We start from the raw sequence: 20,789 nt of genomic DNA, 5'->3' as shown, positions 1-20,789 counted from the left end.
GGCACCTCAGAACGCATTGAACAGTCCGATGACGCCCACGAAGATGATGGCGATCGCGGAGATCCACAGCAGCACCGAGGTCGGCCGGCCGTCACGGATGCGCGGATCGGTCTGGGTCCGCGCGAGGTAGAGCGTCGCGATCGCCGCGCCGATCAGGTAGATCGCGTTGAGGATGCCGGCGATGATCACCAGGGCCAGCGGGGAGGACACCGCCGTGCCCAGGATGCCCCAGCCGATCGGCAGGATGATCATGATGACCCGCTGCCAGCGGTCGCGGGCGACCTGGTCCCGCCAGTCGTAGGCGCCGAAGATCGACAGCGTGTGCCCCACCTGGCGGCCGAGGCTGGGAACGTTGGCGAGGATCGTCTTGAACAGGGCCAGTCCCGCACCGAGCAGGAAGAGGACGCCGCCCCAGGTGCCGACGGCGGAGTCGAAGATCGAGGAGATCGTGGTCATGACGTCGTTGCCCTCGGGGACGATCCCCTGGGGGTGCAGCACGGCGGCGCCGAGCATGTAGAAGGCGGCAGTGGAGGCGGTGTAGATCGCCCAGGACACCCACGCGTCGACCTTCATCACGGAGATCCAGCCGCGGGCGCGGGCGACCCAGCTCTCGGTGCCGTCGTTGGGCCCGGTCCAGCTCGCATAGCCCTTCTCGACGACCCAATAGGTGTAGGCGGTGGTCTCGCCGGCGCCCACGCCGGTCATGCCGAACATGGCCAGGGCGATGCCGGCCGATCCCAGGGAGATCTCGAAGCGCATCCCGTCGGCCACGTCGCCCAGGGTCCAGGCGAACTCGGTGCCGTGCAGGAGGAAGAGCATCACGACGGCGAAGGCCGTCACCAGCAGCACCAGGACGGTGGAGATGTTCTCGACCACGGCGTAGCGATTGGCGACGTGGATCCCGATCGCGACCACGACGAGGATGGCGACCCAGCTGCCGATCGACAGCATCGAGTAGGGCTCGGGGCCGATCGGGAACAGGGAGCTGAAGGCGAAGGCGGAGGCGCTGATGACGCCCGCCTGGCCGATGAAGAACTGCAGGAACATCAGCAGCACGAGCCAGGAGATCCAGCCGCGCTTCGCGACCCGCGGCGGGACGTCGTCGTAGCCGTCCAGGGCGACGCGGCCGGTGGAGATCGACCATCGGGCCAGCTCGATCTGCACCCAGACCTTGAGGAAGGTGGAGACCAGCACGAGCCACAGCAGCATGAAGCCGACCTGGGCGCCGAGCGTGGTCGCGGTGAGCAGCTCGCCGGAGCCGACGACGGCCGCGGAGGTGATCATGCCGGGCCCGAGGAACTTCAGCTTGCCCCGGAAGCTGCGCGGCGGCTCGGTGGTCTGCGACCCGTCGACGACGTACGGGTCGACGTCGGCGCCGATGGTCGTGCGGGTGGGAGCGCTCGCGGCTGCGGCGGGACGGGGAAGTGGTGTGGGCGTCGACATCGACGGGACTCCTCGGGGCCAGGGCGGGAATATCTCGTGCTGCGCGCCCCGGCGGGCCGCGCTGCACCAATGCCGGGCAACCTATCACATAGGTAGAGAGGTGAGATCTCGACGGATGTCGACGAGGAGTCCGCGGCCCCGGGCCCTCCGCAGGGGCCGGGGCACCGGAGGATCAGAAGGGCTTGCGCCCCCGGCAGCAGATGAACTGGTAGAACCAGCTGCGGAAGGTCGGGTCCCGGGTGAGCTCCTGGTACCGCTCCATCTCCCAGGGGTCGGCGCCCGCATCCAGCAGGTGCCGAGCGGCCTGCGCGTTGAGCGAGGCATGCAGCAGCGCCCCGGGGGAGCCGCCGTCGACGGTCTCGGAGACCTCTATGCCGTGCAGCTCCTCCAGCCCGGCCCCGACCATCGCGGCGTCGATGCGCCGGGCCCAGCCGAAGTCGATCCCGCCGGCGGGGCTGACGACCTCGTGGGAGAGGTGCTGGATCCGCTCCCACACGGCGATGTCCCGGGCGCTGTGCTCCGACAGGACGCCCAGGGGTCGATCCGTCATGTCCCCGATCACCAGCCAGCCGCCGGGGGCGAGGGCGTCGACGAGCTCGCGGAGGATCTCGTGGCGGCGGGGGAGATGGGTGAGGAGGAGTCGGGCATGGATCAGGTCGTACGGGCCGGCGAGGTCCCCGTGCAGTCCGTGGTCGAGGTCGTGCCGGCGGATGCGCACCCCGGGATGCTCCGACATCCTGCTGGTGTCGATGTCCAGGGCGGTCACCGCGCCCCCGGGAGCGACCCGGTCGGCCAGCCAGCGGCTGATCGAGCCGGAACCGGCCCCGACGTCCAGACAGCGTGCGCCCGCCCGGAGCCCCGTCCGCTCGAGGACCTGGATGCTGTGCCGGTCGAAGATCGCCGAGAGCATCTCCATGTGCGTCAGTCCGGCGTCGGTGCTGTTGTCGAAGAGGTAGTCGGCCTGTGTGATGTCCGTCATCCCTCGAGCCTGCAACGGCACCGAGGTCGGCACCATCCGTGATCACACGGATCCTGACATCGCCCAGGCCATCACCTCGTACCGGGTCGCCAGGCCCAGCTTCTGCCGGATGTGGTCCTGATGGGTCTCCACCGTCCGCCGGGAGAGCACCAGCTGCTCGGCGATCTCCGCATTGCTCAGCCCCTGTCCGGTCAGACGAGCGACCTCGCGCTCCCGCGGGGTCAGGGGAGAGGCATCGGCCTCCGGACGGCCCAGCGCCTCGTCGAGAGCCTGCTCGGTGGTCATCCGCGCCCCCTGCTCGGCGAGGTCGGCGGCTCGTTCAGCGCCGACCCGCCGCTCGGCGTCGTCGGTCGCACGGTCGCAGAACTCCCGCGCGAAGGGCATCAGGCCGCTGCCCCGTCGGCCCTTCGCACGAGCCAGCGCGGCCATCCGGAGGGCCGAGGCCCAGCGGCCCTCGTCATGAGCCAGCGACACCGCCCCCCACAGCCATTCGGAGTCGCCCTCGAGCGCGCCGACCTGCTGCAGGGCCTCGATCGAAGCGGTCAGATGGCGGCGATGGGCCGCCGTGTCCCCCAGGTTCGCGTAGGCGAACGCCAGACCGACGTGGGTGGAGCGGGCCACCGTGGGCGCCTCCGGCTCGGCCTGCAGGATCTTCCAGGACGCGAGGTCCGCCTCCAGACCCTCCTCGAGCCGGCCCGCGGCGATCAAGCAGGCGCCCAGACTCGTCAGCGACCACGCCTCGCCCAGGCGGTCCTCGGTCTCGCGGAACGCCGGGACGCTGCCCCGTGCCGAGGCGAGAGCGGCATCGTGATCCCCGGCGGCCATGCAGGCCTGGGCACGGGCTCTCAGGCCCCGGGCCAGTCCGTCGTGGTCGCCCAGCTCCTGCATGAGCGGGATCAGCTCCTGCGTGCACCGCTGAGCGAGCCGGTACTGCTCGCGGCGGTAGCTGAGCTGGGCCAGGGCCACCAGGGCGTCGGCCCGGGTCCGGACCGACACCGAGCCGTCCTCGAGGAGCTCCTCGAGCCGGGTCCAGGCCTCGAGGACATGGCCGCGGTGCTCCCAGTAGCCGGACAGGCAGGTCAGCAGCTGGAGGGCGAGGTCCGGATCGACCCTGCGGGCCCAGGCGACGGCGGCCAGGACGTTCGTCTCCATGCTCCGCAGCGCTGCGTACCGATGATGTCCGTCCACGTCCATCAGCCCGCGGGAGGCGGTCCGGGCGGCGGCCAGGAAGTAGCGGGCGTGTCGCTCGCGGACCCGGTCGGCCCCGCCCCGGGCCGCGAGGCGAGCGGCGGCGTACTGGCGGATCGGCTCCAGCATCCGGCAGCGCAGAGACCCGGAGCCGGTCGATCGGGTCCACAGCAGCGAGTGGTCCACCAGGGTGCCCACCTCCCAGACCACGTCCTCGAGGCCCGCGGCCACCGCTTCGACGGCCGGCACGTCGAAGTCCCCGGAGAAGACGGAGAGCTGATCGAACAGCTCGTTCTGCGCGGGTGACAGCATTCGGCAGCTCCCGGCGAGGGTCGCCTCCATCGTCGGTCTCCCGGGCCCGGGGGAACCGGGGTCGTCGGTCCGGGCCAGCTCGCGGTCGAGCCGTTCGGCCAGGTCGGGCAGGGACAGCACGCGGGTCTGCCGGGCGGCCAGCTCGAGGGCCAGGGGGAGGCCGTCGAGCAGGTCGCAGAGGCGATGGACCCAGGAGGCTCCCACCTGGTCCAGGTCCAGGTCCGTGACCAGCCGGGCGCGATCGACGAACAGCTCGTACGCCTCCGAGCGATCGAGGGGTCCCACGCGGTGCAGATGCTCGCCGGGCACCCCGAGCGGCACCCGGCTGGTGGCCAGGACGCGCACCCGCGGTGCGGCGCCGAGGATCCGCTCGACGAGGGTCGACACCGGGCCGATCACATGCTCGCAGTTGTCCAGGACGAGCAGGGTGCGGGCGGGCCGCAGCACGGCGAGCAGGGCGTCCAGCAGGCTCTCCTGGTCGTCGGCGCGGACGCCGAGGGCGGCGGCGATCCCGGTCAGCACGTCGCCCGGGGCCCAGACGGTGGCCAGCGCCACCGGTCGCACCCCGTCGCGGAAGGACTCCGCCAGCAGGGGTGAGGTCTCGGCGGCCAAGCGGGTCTTGCCGGCCCCCGGGGCGCCCACCAGCGTCACCAGGCGGGAGCGCGACACCAGCTGCGCCAGGTCCGACGTCTCGGACTCCCGGCCGACGAAGCGGGTCAGCGTGTGGGCGGGCGCCGGGCCAGGCCGCCGACGCCTCCTCGTCCCGTCCGACATCATGGTCCATGCCGACATCCTGCCTCGGGCACGCGCCCGGGGCCACGGCCCCCGGCCACCGGCCGGGCCCCGGGGCCCCGATCCGGTCCTCGGTCGTGATCTGATCCTCGGTCGCGACCCGATCGTCGCCGTCCCGGATGCGCGGCGCGAGGGCTGTCTGCCAAGATCGCACCATGACGACTTCCGATCGCGACCAGCTCGCCGCCCTCATCGACCACACCCTCCTCAAGCCCGAAGCCACGCGGGACGACGTCACCGCGCTGCTGCGCGAGGCCGAGGACCTGGGCACCTATTCGGTGTGCATCTCTCCCTCGATGCTCCCGGTGCGGACCACCGTCACGGTGGCGACCGTCTGCGGCTTCCCCTCCGGCCAGCACGCCCCGGGGATCAAGGCCGCCGAGGCCGCGGACTCCGTGGCCAAGGGCGCCGACGAGGTCGACATGGTCCTGAACGTCGGCCTCGCCCGGGCCGCGGCCTACGCGGACGTCGAGGACGAGATCCGGGCCGTGCGGGAGTCCGCTCCGGCACCGGTGGTGCTGAAGGTGATCATCGAATCCGCCGCCCTGACCGACGAGCAGATCGTCGCGGTCTGCGAGGTCGCCGAGCGCGCCGGCGCAGACTTCGTGAAGACCTCCACCGGGTTCCACCCTGCCGGCGGAGCCACCGAGCACGCCGTCCAGCTCATGCGCCGCACCGTCGGCGACCGGCTCGGCGTGAAGGCCTCCGGCGGGATCCGCACCCGCGAGGCGGCCGAGGCGATGGTCGCCGCCGGGGCGAGCCGACTGGGCCTGTCCTCCTCGCGGGCGATCCTCGAGGGCGGCGCCGGCAGCGGGTCCTGACCTCGGCGGGCAGCGCCCGCCCTGGTCCGCCGCGACGGTCGGGCTCCTCGGAGACCAGCCGTTCGCGGCGGAGCCGACGTCAGGACTGCCCGAGCGCCTCGCGCAGCTCGCCCTGCAGCTGGTCCAGGCGCTCGCCGGAGCGGGATCGCAGCCGCGTCATCTCCGCCGTGGACGTTCCCGCGGGAACGTGCTGGACCACCTCGAGGTAGCACTTCAGCTTCGGCTCGGTGCCCGAGGGTCGCACCACCACACGGGTGTCCTCCGCGCTGAGCAGCAGCAGGCCCTCGGTCGGCGGCAGCCCGGTGGTCTGCACCGACCCTTCGGAGAGGTCCTCGGTGGTGGTCACCGCGGAGCCCAGCAGCTGCGTCGGCGGAGCGGTGCGCAGCTGCCGCATCATCGCGGGGATCGCCGCGAGGTCCTCGACCCGGATCGACAGCTGCGAGGTCGCGAACAGGCCGTGCTCGGCGGCGAGCTCGTCCAACCGGTCGATCAGCGTCGTCCCCTCGGCCCGTGCCAGCGCCGCCATCTCCGCGACCACGAGCGCGGCCGAGAGACCGTCCTTGTCGCGCACCACCTCGGGCAGCACGCAGTAGCCGATCGCCTCCTCGTAGCCGTAGACGATGCCGGGAGCCCGGGTGATCCACTTGAAGCCGGTCAGCGTCGCCGCAGGCTCGAGCCCCGCGCTCTGCACCACCCGGTCCAGCCAGCGGCTGGAGACGATCGACCGCGCCATGACCCCCTCGTACCCGTGACGGCGGATCAGGTGATCGCCCAGCAGGACTCCCAGCTCGTCGCCGGTCAGCATCCGCCAGTCGCCGAGGTGCTCGTCGTGGACGGCGGCCGCACAGCGGTCGGCATCGGGGTCGTGGGCGATCACCACGTCGGCCTCGGCCGTGCGAGCCAGGTCGAGGGCGAGGTCGATCGCGCCTGGCTCCTCGGGGTTGGGGAAGGAGACCGTGGGGAAGTCCGGATCGGGATCCGCCTGCTCGGCCACCGTGCGCACCTCGGCGAAGCCGGTGCGGGCCAGCGCGGCCAGCGCCGTCTCGGTGCCGACCCCGTGCATCCCGGTGTGCACGATGCGCACCTGCCGCGGCCCGTCCGGGTCCGGCAGCGCGCAGATCGCCGCGAGATAGTCCTCGCGCAGCTGATCGCCCAGCAGCTCCCAGCCCGTCTCGGCCAGGGGGATCGCGCTCGCTGGGCCGACGGCGGCGATGCGGGCCGCGATCTGTCCGTCCGAGGGCGGCACGATCTGCACGCCGCGACCGTTCGCGTCCGCGGCACGGCCGCCGAGGTAGACCTTGTACCCGTTGTCCGCGGGAGGGTTGTGGCTGGCGGTGACCACGATGCCGGCGTCGGCCTCCAGGTGCCGCACGGCGAAGGCCACCAGGGGCGTGGGGCCGTGCCGCTGCAGCAGGCGGACCCGGCAGCCGGCAGCGGTCAGGATCGCCGCCGAGGCCCGGGCGAAGTCCTGCGAGTTGCATCGGGCGTCGTAGCCGATCACGACCAGCGGTTCGGGGAGGGAGAGGTCGCCGAGAAGATGGTCGGCCAGGCCGCGCGCCGCGCGGGAGACCACCGCACGGTTCATACGGTTCGGCCCCGGCCCCATCTTCCCGCGCAGCCCGGCGGTGCCGAACTCCAGCTCGCCGGAGAACGCATCGGTGATCTCCTCGATCGCCGACTCACCCCCGGCGAGGGCCTGCTCGAGCCGGGAGGTCAGCGCCGCACGGGTCGCCGGGTCGGGATCGTCCGCGATCCAGGCCTCGGCGCGCTCGTGGAGCGCAGGGTCCAGGAGGGCGGGCGAGGTGGTGCCGCCGTCGTCGGGAGTCATCACGCCCTCCCCTCGGTCCTGGCCGACGGGGCGCCGCCGGTGATGCGGCGGACGGTCTCGGCCAGCAGCTCCGAGATCCGCGGGCCCGCGTCGCGGCCGGCCTCGAGCACCTCCTGATGGCTGAGCGCCTGGGCGCTGATGCCCGCCGCCAGGTTCGTCACCAGGGAGATGCCCAGCACGTCCATCCCGGCCTCACGGGCCGCGATCGCCTCGAGGGCGGTGGACATGCCGACCAGGTGCGCGCCGACGGTCCGAGCCATCTGCACCTCCGCGGGGGTCTCGTAGGTCGGCCCTCGGAACTGCATGTACACGCCCTCGTCGAGGCTCGGATCGACCTCGCGGGCGATGTCCCGCAGCGCCGGGGTGTACAGGTCGGTGAGGTCCACGAAGTTCGCGCCCGCCAGCGGCGTCGCCCCCGTGAAGTTGATCTGGTCGGAGATCAGCACCGGGGTGCCGGGGACCCAGGAGGGATCGATCCCGCCGCAGCCGTTGGTCAGCACCATCGTGCGGGCGCCGGTCGCCGCGGCGGTGCGCACGCCGTGCACGACGGCGTCGACCCCGGCACCCTCGTAGAAGTGGGTGCGGGCGCCCAGGACCAGGGCGCGGGCGCCGCTGCCCGCGACGCGGATCGAGCGGAGGGTGCCGACGTGGCCGGCGACCGCCGGGGGCCGGAACCCGGGGATCGTGGTGGCGTCGGCCTGCCAGACGGTCTCGCCGAGCAGGTCCGCCGCGCCGGCCCAGCCCGACCCCAGCACCAGGGCGAGGTCATGGGAGGCGACGCCGCTGGCCTCGGCGATCGCGGCGGCGGCGTCGCGGGCGAGCAGGTACGGGTCGGAGGAGGTCTCAGTCATGGATCGAAGGTAACGCAGGCTGCCGCCTCCCCGCCGCAGAAACGGGCCCCGGCCTCGGCGCGGTGGGCCACAATGGAGGGCGTGAGCGATCCCAGCACCGCCCTTGCGTCGGACCCCCATCGTGTCGCCCGTGCCGGTGACCGTTCCCGGGTGGTGATCATCGGCGGCGGTCCCGGCGGCTACGAGGCCGCGCTGACCGCGGCGCGCCAGGGCGCCGAGACCGTCCTGATCGAGGAGCGCGGCATCGGGGGAGCAGCCGTGCTCACCGATGTCGTCCCCTCCAAGACCCTCATCGCCACGGCCGACGTGCTCGACGTCGTCGGCACCTCCCAGCAGCTCGGGATCCGCGACGCCGAGGACGGCTCCGCGCCCGGGGCCGGGAGCCTGGACGTCGACCTCGGCGCGGTCAACGCCCGCGTCCAGCGCCTCGCAGCAGCACAGTCCGCGGACATCCGCGCGAGCCTGGAGGACGCCGGCGTGCAGATCGTCGACGGGCGCGGACGCCTCGCCGGGGCCTCCGCCGTGGAGGTCCTCGACGCCTCCGGCGAGGTGCACGATTCTTTCGGGGCCGACGTGATCCTGCTGGCCGTCGGCGCCCGCCCCCGCGAGCTGGAGACCGGACCCTGCGATGGGGAGCGGATCCTGAACTGGACCCAGGTGTACGCGCTGGAGAGCCTGCCCGAGCACCTGATCGTGGTCGGCTCCGGCGTGACCGGGGCCGAGTTCGCCAGCGCCTACCGGGCCCTGGGCAGCGAGGTCACCCTGGTCTCCTCCCGAGCGAAGGTGCTGCCCGGCACCGACGGGGACGCGGCCGACGTGCTCGAGGACGCCTTCGCCCGGCGCGGTGTGCACGTGCAGTCCCGATCGCGCGCCGCCTCCGTGCGCCGCACGGAGGACGGCGTGATCGTCACCCTCACCTCGGGCGAGGAGATCGCCGGCAGCCATGCGCTGATGGCTCTCGGGGGAATCCCCTGGACCGCCGACCTGGGCCTCGCGGACGCGGGCGTGCGGATCAAGGACAGCGGCCACATCGACACCGACCGCGTCTCGCGCACCTCCGTGCGCGGCGTCTACGCCGCCGGCGACTGCACCGGCGTGTACCCGCTGGCCTCGGTCGCCGCCATGCAGGGGCGCATCGCCATGCACCACGCCCTGGGCGATGCGGTCTCCCCGCTGATCTCCGCGCAGGTCTCCTCGGCGATCTTCACCAGCCCGGAGATCGCGGTGGTCGGGGTGAGCGAGCAGGACGTGACCGACGGCGTCGTCGCCGGCGAGGTGCTCACGCTGCCCCTGGACACGAACCCCCGCGCGAAGATGCAGGGGCTCTCCGAGGGCTTCGTGAAGCTCATCGTGCGCCCCGGCTCCCACACCGTGCTCGGTGCGGTGGTGGTCTCCCCGCGGGCCAGCGAGCTGATCCTGCCCTACACCCTGGCGGTCGCCCATCGGCTCACGGCGGACCAGGTCGCCGATACGTCCACCGTCTACCCCTCGCTGACCGGCTCCCTCGCGGAGGTCGCCCGCCGCGCGAGCATCACCGTCACCCGCTGACAGGGCGGAGGGACCCGCAGGGGAGGCCCTGCCCGGGTCAGTCCTCGATCTGGCAGAGCACGGCGCCCGCCGAGACGGTCGCGCCGATCTCGGCGGCCAGGTTCTTGACGATCCCGGAGCGGTGCGCCGTGATGGGCTGCTCCATCTTCATCGCCTCGAGGACGACCAGCAGGTCGCCGTCGGCCACGCTCTGGCCCTCCTCGGCGACGATCTTCACGATGGTCCCCTGCATGGGTGCCGTCACCGCGTTGCCTCCGGCGGCGGACTCGCCCACCCCGCGGTGGCTGCGCTTGCGGCGCTGGTGCACCGGCTGCTGCGGCGCGCGCAGGGAGGCGGGGAGGCTGATCTCGACCCGGCGGCCGTCGACCTCGACCACGACGGCCTCGCGATCCTCGGGCTCGTCGGGCTGAGCGGGCAGCGGGGCGGCCGGGAGATCGTTGTGGAAGGCGGTCTCGATCCAGCGGGTGTGGACGGTGAAGGGCTCCTCCGGGTCGGCCGGGGCGAAGGCCGGGTCCTCGACCACCGTCCGGTGGAAGGGCAGGACCGTCGGGAGGCCGTCGATGCGGAACTCGGCCAGCGCCCGACGGGAGCGCTCGAGAGCCTCCTGCCGGGTGGCGCCGGTGATCACGAGCTTGGCCAGCATGGAGTCGAAGGCGCCGGAGATCTCGTCTCCCGCGCGCACGCCCGATTCGATGCGCACACCGGGGCCGGAGGGCAGGTCGTAGCGCTGGATCCGGCCGGGGGCGGGCATGAAGCCGCGACCCGGGTCCTCGCCGTTGATGCGGAACTCGAAGGAGTGCCCGCGCGAGACGGGATCCTGTGCGGAGATGGTCTCGCCGGCGGCGATGCGCAGCTGCTCGCGCACCAGGTCGACGCCGGCGACCTCCTCGGTCACGGGGTGCTCCACCTGCAGGCGCGTGTTGACCTCGAGGAAGGAGATGGTGCCGTCGGCCCCGACGAGGAACTCGCAGGTGCCGGCCCCGACGTATCCGGCCTCGCGCAGGATGGCCTTGGAGGAGGAGATCAGCTGCGCGTTCTGCTGGGAGGAGAGGAAGGGCGCGGGCGCCTCCTCGACCAGCTTCTGATGACGGCGCTGCAGGGAGCAGTCCCGGGTGGAGACCACCTGGACGGTGCCGTGCATGTCCGCGAGGCACTGGGTCTCCACGTGCCGGGGTGCGTCGAGGTAGCGCTCCACGAAGCATTCGCCGCGTCCGAAGGCGGCCGTCGCCTCGCGCACGGCGGAGTCGAACAGCTCGCGCACCTCGGACTCCTCCCGGGCGACCTTCAGGCCGCGGCCGCCGCCGCCGAAGGCGGCCTTGATGGCGATCGGCAGCCCGTTGGCGCGGGCGAAGTCCACGACCTCGTCGGAGTTCTGGACGGGATCCTTGGTGCCGGCGACCAGCGGCGCGCCGGCCTTCTGGGCGATGTGGCGGGCCGAGACCTTGTCGCCGAGCTTCTCGATGGCCGACGGGGGCGGGCCGATCCAGGTCAGCCCGGCGTCGATGACGGCCTGGGCGAAGTCGGCGCGCTCGGAGAGGAATCCGTAGCCGGGATGGATCGCGTCGGCCCCGGAGCGGTGGGCGATGTCCAGGATCTTGTCGACGACCAGGTAGGAGCTGGCGGCGGTGGTGCCGCCCAGGGCGTAGGCCTCGTCGGCGATCTGCGTGTGCAGGGCGTCGCGGTCCGGATCGGCGTACACGGCGACCGAACGGAGCCCGGCATCCCGGCAGGCTCGGGCGACCCGCACCGCGATCTCTCCACGGTTGGCGATCAGCACCGTGGACAGGGGGCGGGGCTTGGAGGAGCGTGCGGGCATGGGCGAGAGTTCCTTCCGGGAGTCAGCAGAGGCCGAGTCTAGTACCGCGTGGGCTCACGCGGTCGCAGGCGGCGGCGTGGTGGCGGGGGAGTCCCCGGCGGCGCTGGCGGGCAGTGCCTCATCCCACAGCTCGTGGACGGCGATGCCGATCTCGCCCAGCATCCGGCGCAGCAGCGGCAGGGAGAGGCCGACGACGGCGTGCGGGTCGCCCTCGACGCCTTCGACGAACGGCCCTGCCACGCCGTCGAGGGTGAATCCTCCGGCCACGCCGAGGGGCTCGCCGGTGGCGACATAGGCGTCGATCTCCTCGTCGGTCACCTCCGCGAAGGTGACGCGGCAGCTCGCGGTGGCCCCGAAGGTCGCCGCCGTGCCGCCGTCGGCCTCGTCGCGGTCGTCGACCAGCCAGTGCCCGGAGTGCAGGGTCGCCGTGCGTCCCCGCATCTCCCGCCAGCGCCGGGCGGCCCGCTCGGGGGTGTGGGGCTTGCCGATGGAGACGCCGTCGAGCTCGAGCATCGAGTCGCCGCCGAGCACCACGTAGCCGCCCTCGCTGCGGGCGGTCGCGGCCAGCGCCTTCTCGCGGGCCAGCAGCAGCACCTCCTCAGCAGGCGTGAGGGCGTCCTCGGGATCTCCGGTGGCGGCGGCGCGCTCGCGGGCCGCCGCGAGGATCGCCTCCTCGTCGAGGTCGACCGGCAGGGTGCCGTGCTCGATGCGGGCGGCACGCAGCGTGGCGCGGCGGCCGGCCGAGGCGGAGGCGAGCAGCAGCAGCGGATCGTGGTCCGGCAGGCCGGTCACCGCATCGGGCTCCGGGAGGGGCGTGGACGGCGTCGTCATGACAGGACTCCTTCGAGGACGGAAAGCGGCGGGTTGCCCAGGTCGAGGGCTCGGAAGGGGAAGCAGCGGGCAGGACCGCCGTCGCGTTCGCGCAGCTGCTCCTGGACCCGTCGGCCGATCGTGCAGGGCAGGAGGGGCCGGGCCGGCCCAGGCAGCGGGGCAGCTCGAATCGCTGCTCCGCGTCGGTGACGGCTCAGCGGTCGGAGAACTGCCAGGCCGCGGCCGAGGCATGGTGGCGCAGGGCGTGCGAGCGCGGATGGCTGTGCACGGGGTCGCTCCAGGCGCCCGGTCCTCCGGCGCGGCCCTGGGCCAGGGCCCGTTCGTCCGCCTCCAGACGGCTGGTGACGCTCATCGCCGAGACCACGACGGCGATCGCCGCCAGCTCGTCGGCGGCCAGACGGCCCTGGACCAGACGGACGTCGGCACGGGGTGCGACCGGCTGCTCGGCGGAGGAGGCCTGCTCGCTCACAGCGGGATGTTCCCGTGCTTCTTGGTGGGCAGGGAGTCGCGCTTGGTGCGCAGCGCCCGCAGCGCCCGAGCGATCTCGAGGCGGGTGTCGGACGGGCGGATCACGCCGTCGATCCAGCCGCGCTCGGCGGCGGTGTACGGGGTGGCGAACTGCTCCTCGTACTCCGTCTCCAGACCGGTGCGCTCGGCGGCGACGTCACCGCCCTCCTCCTGCACGGTGCGCAGGTGCTGGCGGTGCAGGATGCTGACCGCGCCCTGCGAGCCCATCACGGCGATCTGGGCGGTGGGCCAGGCGAGGTTGATGTCCGCCCCGAGGTCCTTCGAGCCCATCACGATGTACGCGCCGCCGTAGGCCTTGCGGGTGATGACCGTGACCAGCGGGACGGTGGCCTCGGCGTAGGCGTACAGCAGCTTCGCGCCGCGTCGGATGATGCCGCCGAACTCCTGGTCCGTGCCGGGCAGGAAGCCGGGCACGTCCACGAAGGTGAGCACGGGGATGTTGAAGGCGTCGCACAGCCGCACGAACCGTGCCGCCTTCTCGGAGGCGTCGATGTCCAGGGTGCCGGCCAGGTGCGAGGGCTGATTGGCGATGATGCCCACGCTGTAGCCCTCGACGCGCCCGAATCCGACCAGGATGGACTGGGCGAACAGCGGCTGGACCTCGAGGAACTCCTCGTCGTCCAGGATCGTGCGCAGCACGGTGAGCATGTCGTAGGGCTGGTTCGGGGAGTCCGGGATCAGGGCGTCCAGCGCCGTGTCCTGCGGGGTCGGTGTCTCCTCGAATCGCACCGGGAAGGACGGCGCGGGGCTGAGGGTGTTGGCCGGCAGGTAGCTGAGCAGGTCCTTGACGTACTCGATGGCCTCGTCCTCGTCGGGGGCCATGTAGTGCGCCACGCCCGAGCGGGAGGAGTGCGTGCGGGCCCCGCCGAGCTCCTCGAAGCCGACGTCCTCCCCGGTCACGGTCCGGATCACATCGGGGCCGGTGATGAACATGTGCGAGGTCTTCTCGACCATCACGATGAAGTCCGACAGGGCGGGGGAGTACACCGCGCCCCCCGCGGCCGGGCCCATGATCATGGCGATCTGGGGGACCACGCCCGAGGAGCGGGTATTGCGCCGCATGATGCCCGCGAAGGCGGCCAGCGAGGCCACTCCCTCCTGGATGCGGGCGCCGCCGCCGTCGAGGATGCCGATCACCGGCACCCCGGTGGACAGGGCGAGATCCTGGATCTTCTGGATCTTGCGGCCATGGGCCTCGCCGAGGGAGCCGCCGAAGACCGTGAAGTCCTGGGCGTAGACGCACACCTGGCGGCCGTCGATGGTGCCGTGCCCGGTGACGATGCCGTCGCCGTCGGGCCGCTTGGCGTCGATGCCGAAGTTGCGGGCCTGGTGGCGCACGAAGCGGTCGGTCTCGACGAAGGAGCCGTCGTCCAGCAGGTCGGCGATGCGCTCGCGGGCCGTCTTCTTCCCCCGGGCGTGCTGCTTCTGGACGGCGACCTCATCGGCGGCGGAGACCACGGCGGCGTCACGCTCGCGGAGGTCCTCCAGTCGCTGGGCGGTGGTGAGCGGCCGCGGGGCGTCGGTCACGGAGCCTCCTGCTGCGGCCCGTGGGCCGCCTTCAATCCGGGGAGCTGAACACCGGGATACTACGCTACGAACTCTCGACGAGGGCCGACGCCGACCGGCGTGGGCCCGGTCCGTCGGACATGTCTCCGACCCGGACGATCCTGTGTGAGGGTCGTCATGAGCACGACAGGAAGGGGACGGGAGGGATGAGGACTGTGGCGCGATCCGATGCCGGCCCCGGGGTCGATCCCGGTTCGACGGTCGTCCCCGGCTCCGAGGGCGTCCCCGATTCCGAGGGTGTCCCCGATCTCGGGGTGCTCCCGAGCCCCACGATCCGTCGCCGGGCGCGCGTGCCCTCGACCCAGGACGAGGCGGCTCGGCTCCTGGATGACGGGCAGGAGGCGCCCTTCGTGGTCGCCACCGGCGAGCAGACCGCCGGACGCGGTCGGCTCGGCCGACGCTTCGCGAGCCCGGCCGGGGGCAATGTGTACCTGACCTATGCCCACCGCACCTCTCTCGCCCCGCAGCAGCGCACCTGGATCCCGCTGGCTGCGGGGCTCGCCGCACTCGAGGCCGTCACGGCCGCGGTCGGGGCGCAGGGCCCGGTGCTGGGTCTGAAATGGCCCAACGACCTCCATACCGCCGACGGTCGGAAGCTCGGCGGGATCCTGGTCGAGGGGCGGGGGAGCGATCTCGTGCTGATCGGGATCGGGCTGAACGTGCAGGGACCGGTCCGCGATGGGGACGGCGCGGAGGTTCCGGACGCGGCCTGGCTGCTCGGCGACGGCGGGATCCGTCGCGACGGCGAAGTCCGCGACGGCGGAGGCCTCGACGGAGGGGTTCGCGAGGGGGCGACCGACGTCGATCAGCTGCGACGACGGATCGAGCAGCACCTCGTGCAGGCGCTCGCCGCCGAGCTGGCGACGCTGGAGTCCACGACGGGAGACGCGGACGCAGCAGGGCTGGCACACCGTTACACTATGACGTGCCTCACACTCGGACGGTCGGTGCGGGTCGATCCGCTGGGATCGGTCGGGGCGGGCGGAGCACCGTCTCCCTCGCTGCACGGCACCGCCCGGGCTGTCGACGTGCACGGCCGCCTGGTGGTGGACCTCGAGACCGGGGGCCGCCGGGCCGTGGACGTCGGCGATGTGAGGCATGTGAGGCCGGGCGGAACCGCTCGGCCCGCGACGGGCGCCGCGGGCGGCGCTGAACAGGAGGAGCACGGCACGTGACGGGTGGAACCGAAGACCTGGAGCACACGACCACCTCCGCGGGGACCTCCCCGTCGGAGCCCGCGAGCGTGCCCCCGGAGCAATCCCCTGATCTCGTGCAGACTCCGCTCGACGACCAGGAGATCCTCGACCTCAATCGTCGCTTCGCGGAGGTGCGCCGCAGCGTCGGGGCGCTGGAGAAGGTGCTGCTGCAGGGGCCCCGCAAGTTCTCGCGCCGGGACCTCGCCCAGCAGCAGGACATCCCGGAGCGGCTGGCCTCGGTGTACTGGCGCTCGCTGGGCTTCAGCCCGGTCGACGAGGACACCGTGGTGTTCACCGAGGAGGACGCCTACTCGATCGGCGACCTCTCCGCGATCGTCGAGGACGGGGTGCTCTCCGAGCGTGCCTTCGCCAGCATCACCCGCGGGCTGGGCTTCCACATGGGGCGGCTGGCCATGTGGATCACCGAGGCGCTGGTCGACGAGGCCAAGCACGCCGACGGGGCCGACGACGCCGAAGCCCGCCAGCAGATGCTCGATGAGATCCCCGAGCTGCTCGAGACCCTCGAGTCCCAGGTCATGTTCGCCTTCCGCCGGCAGCTCGCCGCGTACGCCGCGCGCGCGGGCTCCGAGGTGCTCCACCGCGACACCGATGAGCTGTTCCCGCTGCAGCGGGCCGTCGGATTCGCGGACCTGGTGCAGTTCACGCGGCTGGCCCAGGACCTCTCCGGCAGCGAGCTGGCCGACGTCGTCGGTCGTTTCGAGGCGGTGAGCCGCGACCTCATCTCCGTCGGCGGCGGCCGCGTGGTCAAGACGGTCGGCGACGAGATCATGTTCCTGGCGGACACGCCCGAGGACGGTGCGCAGATCGCCGTCAGCCTCGCCGAGGCCATCACCGCCGATTCCCAGCTGCCTCCCATCCGGGTGGGCCTGTCCTGGGGATCGATGTTCTCCCGGTACGGTGACGTCTTCGGGCCCAAGGTCAACCTCGCCGCCCGGATGGAATCGGTGGCGCGGCCGGGAGCGGTCATGGTCGATGCCGAGACCGCCGAGTCCATCACCCAGGCGCTGCCGGGGGGCTTCTCCCTCAGCGAGGGCGAGGACGTGGAGCTCCACGGCATCGGGACGGTGCGGATCAACGAGATGCGCCGCGACCGCTCGGCGCCGCTCGACCTGGGTCTGTGAGGACGGGGCCGCGCGCCCCGTCGCCCGCTGCGACATAGGATGGATTGCGTGACACGACTGCTTCTCGTCGAGGACGACTCGGCCATCGCTGAACCTCTCTCCCGCGCGCTGGACCGCGAGGGGTACACCGTCACGCGCGCCTCGCGCGGGATGGATGCGCTCGCGATCGCGGCCGCAGGGGACCCGATCGATTTCGTGATCCTCGATCTCGGCCTGCCCGATCTGGACGGTCTCGAGGTCGCCCGCCGTCTGCGCAAGGGGGGTCTCGAATCGCCGATCCTGATCCTCACCGCCCGGGCCGACGAGGTCGATGCGGTGGTCGGGCTCGATGCCGGCGCCGACGACTACGTGACCAAACCCTTCCGGCTCGGCGAGCTGCAAGCCCGCATCCGGGCCCTGATGCGGCGCACGCAGGCGGTGGAGGAATCCGGCGATGCCTTCGACGTCAACGGCGTGACCCTCGACGTCTCCGCCCGCCGCGCCTACGTCGACGGCGAGGAGCTGAGCCTGTCGGCCAAGGAGTACGACCTGCTGACCGTGCTGGTGCGCGAGTCCGGCAGCGTCGTCACCCGCGACGACCTCATGCGTGAGGTCTGGGGCGCCGAGTGGTGGGGCTCGACCAAGACCCTCGACATGCATGTCTCCTGGCTGCGCCGGAAGCTCGGCGACGACGCCACCAACCCGCGCCGGATCACGACCGTCCGGGGCGTCGGCTTCCGCTTCGAGACCGGGGCGGAGAGCTGACGGGTGTGGCAACGCGTCCTGCAGGCCACGATCATCACCGTGGTCCTCGCGGTGCTGCTGCTGGGCATACCGCTGGGCTGGTCCTGGCTGCAGCTGGCGAAGCAGCGGCTCTCCGCCGAGGCCACCGACATCCTCGACACCGTGCGGGTCGCCAGCGACGCGCGCCTGAGTGAGGGCAGGCCGCTGGACGAGGCGCTGCTGCAGGGCATCGTCGACGAGCAGACCGACCTGAACATCGCCATCTCGGTGACCACGCGCGAGGGCGACACCATCACGGCGGGCGATCCTCCCGGGAGCGACCCGCTCTCGGTCAGCGGTCGCGGAGCCGAGCAGCAGGAGATCGTGGTGGACATCCCGCAGTCCGACGTCCGGGCGCACACCGCCAGCGCCTGGGTGATCATCGTCGTCGCGGGGCTCTCGGCGCTCTCCGTGGGCGCCTCCGTCGCCCTGTGGCAGGCACAACGGATCTCGATGCCGCTGGCCCGGCTGAACCGCCGGGCGGAGGAGATGGGGTCCGGTCGCGCCCGCGGCCCCTGGAACCCCTCGGGGATCACGGAGATCGACGATGTCGCCGAGGAGCTGATCCGCTCCGGCGCGATGCTCACCGAGCGGCTCGAGGCCGAGAGCCAGCTCGCCTCCAACGCGTCCCATCAGCTGCGCACCCCGCTGACGGCACTGTCCATGCGACTGGACGAGATCCTCGCGACCAGCTCCGAGGAGTGGGTGCGCGAGGAGGCCCGCATCTCCCTGGAGCAGATCGACCGCCTCACCGAGGTGGTCCACGACCTCATCAACGCCCCTCGCTCCTCGCAGCGCCGCACCCCCGGCGTGGTCGAGCTGCGCTCGGTGCTGACCCAGCAGAGCGAGGAGTGGTCGCCGGCCTACCGCCGTGCCCACCGCGAGCTGCGCATCCAGGTGCCGCGCAGCGCCGCCGTGTGGGGGTCGAACGGTCCGCTCACCCAGGTCGTGGCCACGCTCCTCGAGAACGCGCTGACGCACGGCGACGGCCGCACCACGGTGAAGGTGCGGCGCAACGAGCACTCCACGGTGGTGGAGGTGACCGACGAGGGCGGCGGGATCGATCCGGAGCTCGGCACCCGCATCTTCGAGCGCTCCATCTCCGGGCGCAGCTCCTCGGGCACCGGCGTCGGCCTGGCCCTGGCCCGCACCCTGGTCGAGGACGACGGCGGACGCCTCGAGCTGCTCACCGAGACTCCCGCGACCTTCGGCGTGTTCCTCATCTCCGCCCCCGGGGAGGACGTCGACGATCCGGAGCCCGTCGAGGATCCACCGAGCGAGGCGGGCGACGACCTCGAGAGCCTCCCGCAGGGGTCCGTGGTCCGTCGCCGCCCGCGCTCCCGGGCCTGAGCCTCGTACACTGACCGCCGTGTCGACCACTGCGCAGCCCCCCGCCCCGTCCGCCGCCGGCCTGCCCCGCGGGGCCCGCCGCATCGGCATCGTCGGTGCCGGTCAGCTGGCCCGCATGATGCTGGGCCCCGCCATCGAGCTGGGGCTGACCACGCCCGTGCTCGCCACGGACGCCGGGGAGAGCGCCGCGGCGGTCGCGGGACAGATGCGCCTGGGCCGGCACGACGACGAGCACGCCGTGGCCGCCCTCGCCCGCGACGTCGAGGTGATCACCTTCGACCACGAGCACGTGCCCGCCGAGATCCTCGAGGCGGTCCGGGACGAGGGACTGGCCGCCGTGCGGCCGGGACCCGCCGCGCTCGCCCACGCCCAGGACAAGCTGGTCATGCGCGAGCGCCTGCGGGAGCTCGGCCATCCCTGTCCGCGCTGGTGGCGGGTCGGTTCCCGGGAGGACCTCGCCGCGGCGCTCGCGGAGACCGCAGGACGCCTCGTGGTCAAGACCCCGCGCGGCGGCTACGACGCCCACGGAGTCCGGATCATCGACGGCCCCGACCAGGCCGACGACTGGCTGTCCGACCACGGCGAGCTGCTCGCCGAGGAGCTCGTCCCCTTCACCCGGGAGCTCTCCGCCCAGGTCGCCCGTCGGCCCGGGGGAGAGGCCCTCGCCTATCCCGTCGTGCAGTCCGTCCAGAAGGACGGCGTCTGCTACGAGGTCGTCGCCCCCGCGCCCGACCTCGACGCCGCAGCCCAGCAGCGCATCCAGGCCCTCGCCCTCGCGATCGCCGAGGACCTCGACGTGGTCGGGATGCTCGCCGTCGAGCTGTTCGAGACCGCCGACGGCGCCGTCAGCGTCAACGAGCTCGCGATGCGCCCTCACAACACCGGCCACTGGTCCATGGACGGGGCCGTGACCGGGCAGTTCGAACAGCACCTGCGCGCCGTCGCCGACCTCCCGCTGGGCTCGACCGCGCCCCGGGGCCCGGTCGCGGTGATGGTCAATCTGCTCGGCGGCGCCGCCGAGGACCTCGCGCCCGGCGCCCATGCCGCCCAGGCCGCCGACCCGGAGCTGAAGGTCCACCTGTACGGAAAGTCGGTCCGCCCCGGCCGCAAGCTCGGCCACGTGACCCTGGTGGGCGAGGACGCGACGGACCTGCTCGATCGGGCCCATCGCGCCGAGCGGTTGATCATCGACGGCCCCTCCGTCGCGGACGCCGTCGGCCCGGACACCGGCGGCCCGGACTCCGGGAGCCCGGAGACCGCCGCCGGCCCCGCCCCGACCTTTCGTCCCATCCCTGCAGGCCCCTCGAAGGAGACCCGATGATCGAGAGCGCGTCCCGGCCCCCGGTGGGCATCGTCATGGGCTCCGACTCCGACTACCCGGTCATGAAGGCCGCCGAGGAGGCGCTCGCCGAGTTCGAGATCGCCGCCGAGGTCGACGTCGTCTCGGCCCACCGCATGCCCGAGGACATGATCACCTGGGGGCGCTCCGCCGCCGAGCGCGGCCTGCGCGTCGTCATCGCCGGCGCCGGGGGTGCGGCGCACCTGCCCGGCATGCTCGCCTCCCTCACCCCTCTGCCCGTGATCGGCGTGCCGGTGCCGCTGAAGCACCTGGACGGCATGGATTCCCTGCTCTCGATCGTCCAGATGCCCGCCGGGGTCCCGGTGGCGACGGTCTCCATCGGCGGGGCCCGCAACGCCGGGCTGCTGGCCGCGAGGATCCTCGCGGCCGGCGGTGATGAGCAGGCGGCCCGACTGCGCGAGCGCATGGTCGCCTTCCAGGCCGAGCTGCGGGAGATCGCCGTGGCCAAGGGAGAGTCCCTGCGCGCCCAGCGCTGA

At 72.7% G+C, this 20,789-nt stretch carries 17 protein-coding genes; 8 read left to right on the top strand and 9 right to left on the bottom strand.

Annotation, left to right across the window (positions count from 1 at the left end; translation table 11 throughout):
* Positions 1–6: 6 nt before the first annotated feature.
* The 3 genes from JOF44_RS05755 to JOF44_RS05745 all read right to left on the bottom strand — a co-directional run bounded on the left by JOF44_RS05755 (position 7) and on the right by JOF44_RS05745 (position 4,699).
* On the bottom strand, positions 7–1,443 hold the full coding sequence (locus JOF44_RS05755; RefSeq protein WP_209888461.1) for an Nramp family divalent metal transporter: 1,437 nt from the start codon (positions 1,441–1,443) through the stop codon (positions 7–9).
* Positions 1,444–1,615: 172 nt separating this feature from the next.
* Positions 1,616–2,422, bottom strand: a complete 807-nt coding sequence (locus JOF44_RS05750) for a class I SAM-dependent methyltransferase (RefSeq protein ID WP_209888458.1) — start codon at positions 2,420–2,422, stop codon at positions 1,616–1,618.
* A 42-nt stretch (positions 2,423–2,464) separates the two neighbouring features.
* Positions 2,465–4,699, bottom strand: a complete 2,235-nt coding sequence (locus JOF44_RS05745) for an ATP-binding protein (protein ID WP_209888455.1) — start codon at positions 4,697–4,699, stop codon at positions 2,465–2,467.
* Between the two features lie 170 nt (positions 4,700–4,869).
* Between JOF44_RS05745 and deoC the strand changes: the two genes are divergently transcribed.
* Positions 4,870–5,535: a deoxyribose-phosphate aldolase gene (gene deoC, locus JOF44_RS05740; protein ID WP_209888452.1), complete on the top strand. Its 666-nt coding sequence runs from the start codon at positions 4,870–4,872 to the stop codon at positions 5,533–5,535.
* Positions 5,536–5,614: 79 nt separating this feature from the next.
* Here the strand turns inward: deoC and JOF44_RS05735 are convergent, their stop codons facing one another.
* Both JOF44_RS05735 and JOF44_RS05730 read right to left on the bottom strand, forming a co-directional pair.
* Entirely contained in the window at positions 5,615–7,363 is a 1,749-nt protein-coding gene (locus JOF44_RS05735; RefSeq protein WP_209888449.1) for a phospho-sugar mutase, read from the bottom strand.
* Positions 7,363–8,214, bottom strand: a complete 852-nt coding sequence (locus JOF44_RS05730; protein ID WP_209888446.1) for a purine-nucleoside phosphorylase — start codon at positions 8,212–8,214, stop codon at positions 7,363–7,365. Before JOF44_RS05730 ends, JOF44_RS05735 begins: the two co-directional genes overlap by 1 nt.
* A gap of 72 nt (positions 8,215–8,286) precedes the next feature.
* On the opposite strand from JOF44_RS05730, the gene JOF44_RS05725 reads away from it, so the two are divergent.
* Positions 8,287–9,762 (top strand): NAD(P)H-quinone dehydrogenase, encoded by a 1,476-nt coding sequence (locus JOF44_RS05725; protein WP_209888443.1) that lies wholly within the window; start codon positions 8,287–8,289, stop codon positions 9,760–9,762.
* Between the two features lie 37 nt (positions 9,763–9,799).
* On the opposite strand, the gene JOF44_RS05720 is transcribed toward JOF44_RS05725, so the two are convergent.
* The 4 genes from JOF44_RS05720 to JOF44_RS05705 form a co-directional block, all read right to left on the bottom strand.
* Positions 9,800–11,578, bottom strand: coding sequence for an acetyl/propionyl/methylcrotonyl-CoA carboxylase subunit alpha (locus tag JOF44_RS05720; protein WP_245348865.1), 1,779 nt, complete (start codon positions 11,576–11,578; stop codon positions 9,800–9,802).
* 54 nt (positions 11,579–11,632) lie between these two features.
* Positions 11,633–12,409 (bottom strand): Maf family protein, encoded by a 777-nt coding sequence (locus tag JOF44_RS05715; RefSeq protein ID WP_209888439.1) that lies wholly within the window; start codon positions 12,407–12,409, stop codon positions 11,633–11,635.
* A 193-nt stretch (positions 12,410–12,602) separates the two neighbouring features.
* The gene (locus JOF44_RS05710) at positions 12,603–12,878 is read right to left on the bottom strand and encodes a hypothetical protein (RefSeq protein WP_209888437.1); all 276 of its coding nucleotides are present in this window, start codon (positions 12,876–12,878) and stop codon (positions 12,603–12,605) included.
* Positions 12,875–14,464 (bottom strand): acyl-CoA carboxylase subunit beta, encoded by a 1,590-nt coding sequence (locus tag JOF44_RS05705; protein ID WP_209888434.1) that lies wholly within the window; start codon positions 14,462–14,464, stop codon positions 12,875–12,877. Before JOF44_RS05705 ends, JOF44_RS05710 begins: the two co-directional genes overlap by 4 nt.
* Before the next feature lie 194 nt (positions 14,465–14,658).
* Between JOF44_RS05705 and JOF44_RS05700 the strand changes: the two genes are divergently transcribed.
* The 6 genes from JOF44_RS05700 to purE all read left to right on the top strand — a co-directional run bounded on the left by JOF44_RS05700 (position 14,659) and on the right by purE (position 20,789).
* The gene (locus tag JOF44_RS05700) at positions 14,659–15,678 is read left to right on the top strand and encodes a biotin--[acetyl-CoA-carboxylase] ligase (protein ID WP_342591678.1); all 1,020 of its coding nucleotides are present in this window, start codon (positions 14,659–14,661) and stop codon (positions 15,676–15,678) included.
* Between the two features lie 95 nt (positions 15,679–15,773).
* Positions 15,774–16,841, top strand: a complete 1,068-nt coding sequence (locus JOF44_RS05695; RefSeq protein WP_342591677.1) for an adenylate/guanylate cyclase domain-containing protein — start codon at positions 15,774–15,776, stop codon at positions 16,839–16,841.
* A 48-nt stretch (positions 16,842–16,889) separates the two neighbouring features.
* Positions 16,890–17,585 (top strand): response regulator transcription factor, encoded by a 696-nt coding sequence (locus JOF44_RS05690; protein ID WP_209888426.1) that lies wholly within the window; start codon positions 16,890–16,892, stop codon positions 17,583–17,585.
* Positions 17,586–17,588: 3 nt separating this feature from the next.
* Positions 17,589–18,953, top strand: coding sequence for an ATP-binding protein (locus JOF44_RS05685; protein WP_209888423.1), 1,365 nt, complete (start codon positions 17,589–17,591; stop codon positions 18,951–18,953).
* A 115-nt stretch (positions 18,954–19,068) separates the two neighbouring features.
* Entirely contained in the window at positions 19,069–20,274 is a 1,206-nt protein-coding gene (locus JOF44_RS05680) for a 5-(carboxyamino)imidazole ribonucleotide synthase (RefSeq protein ID WP_245349239.1), read from the top strand.
* Positions 20,271–20,789, top strand: a complete 519-nt coding sequence (gene purE, locus JOF44_RS05675; RefSeq protein ID WP_209888417.1) for a 5-(carboxyamino)imidazole ribonucleotide mutase — start codon at positions 20,271–20,273, stop codon at positions 20,787–20,789. Before JOF44_RS05680 ends, purE begins: the two co-directional genes overlap by 4 nt.

It is taken from the genome of Brachybacterium fresconis (assembly GCF_017876515.1).
In the GTDB taxonomy this organism is placed as follows: domain Bacteria; phylum Actinomycetota; class Actinomycetes; order Actinomycetales; family Dermabacteraceae; genus Brachybacterium; species Brachybacterium fresconis.
The sequence above is the reverse complement of the archived record's forward strand: the minus strand, read 5'-3'. Positions and strand labels throughout refer to the sequence as shown.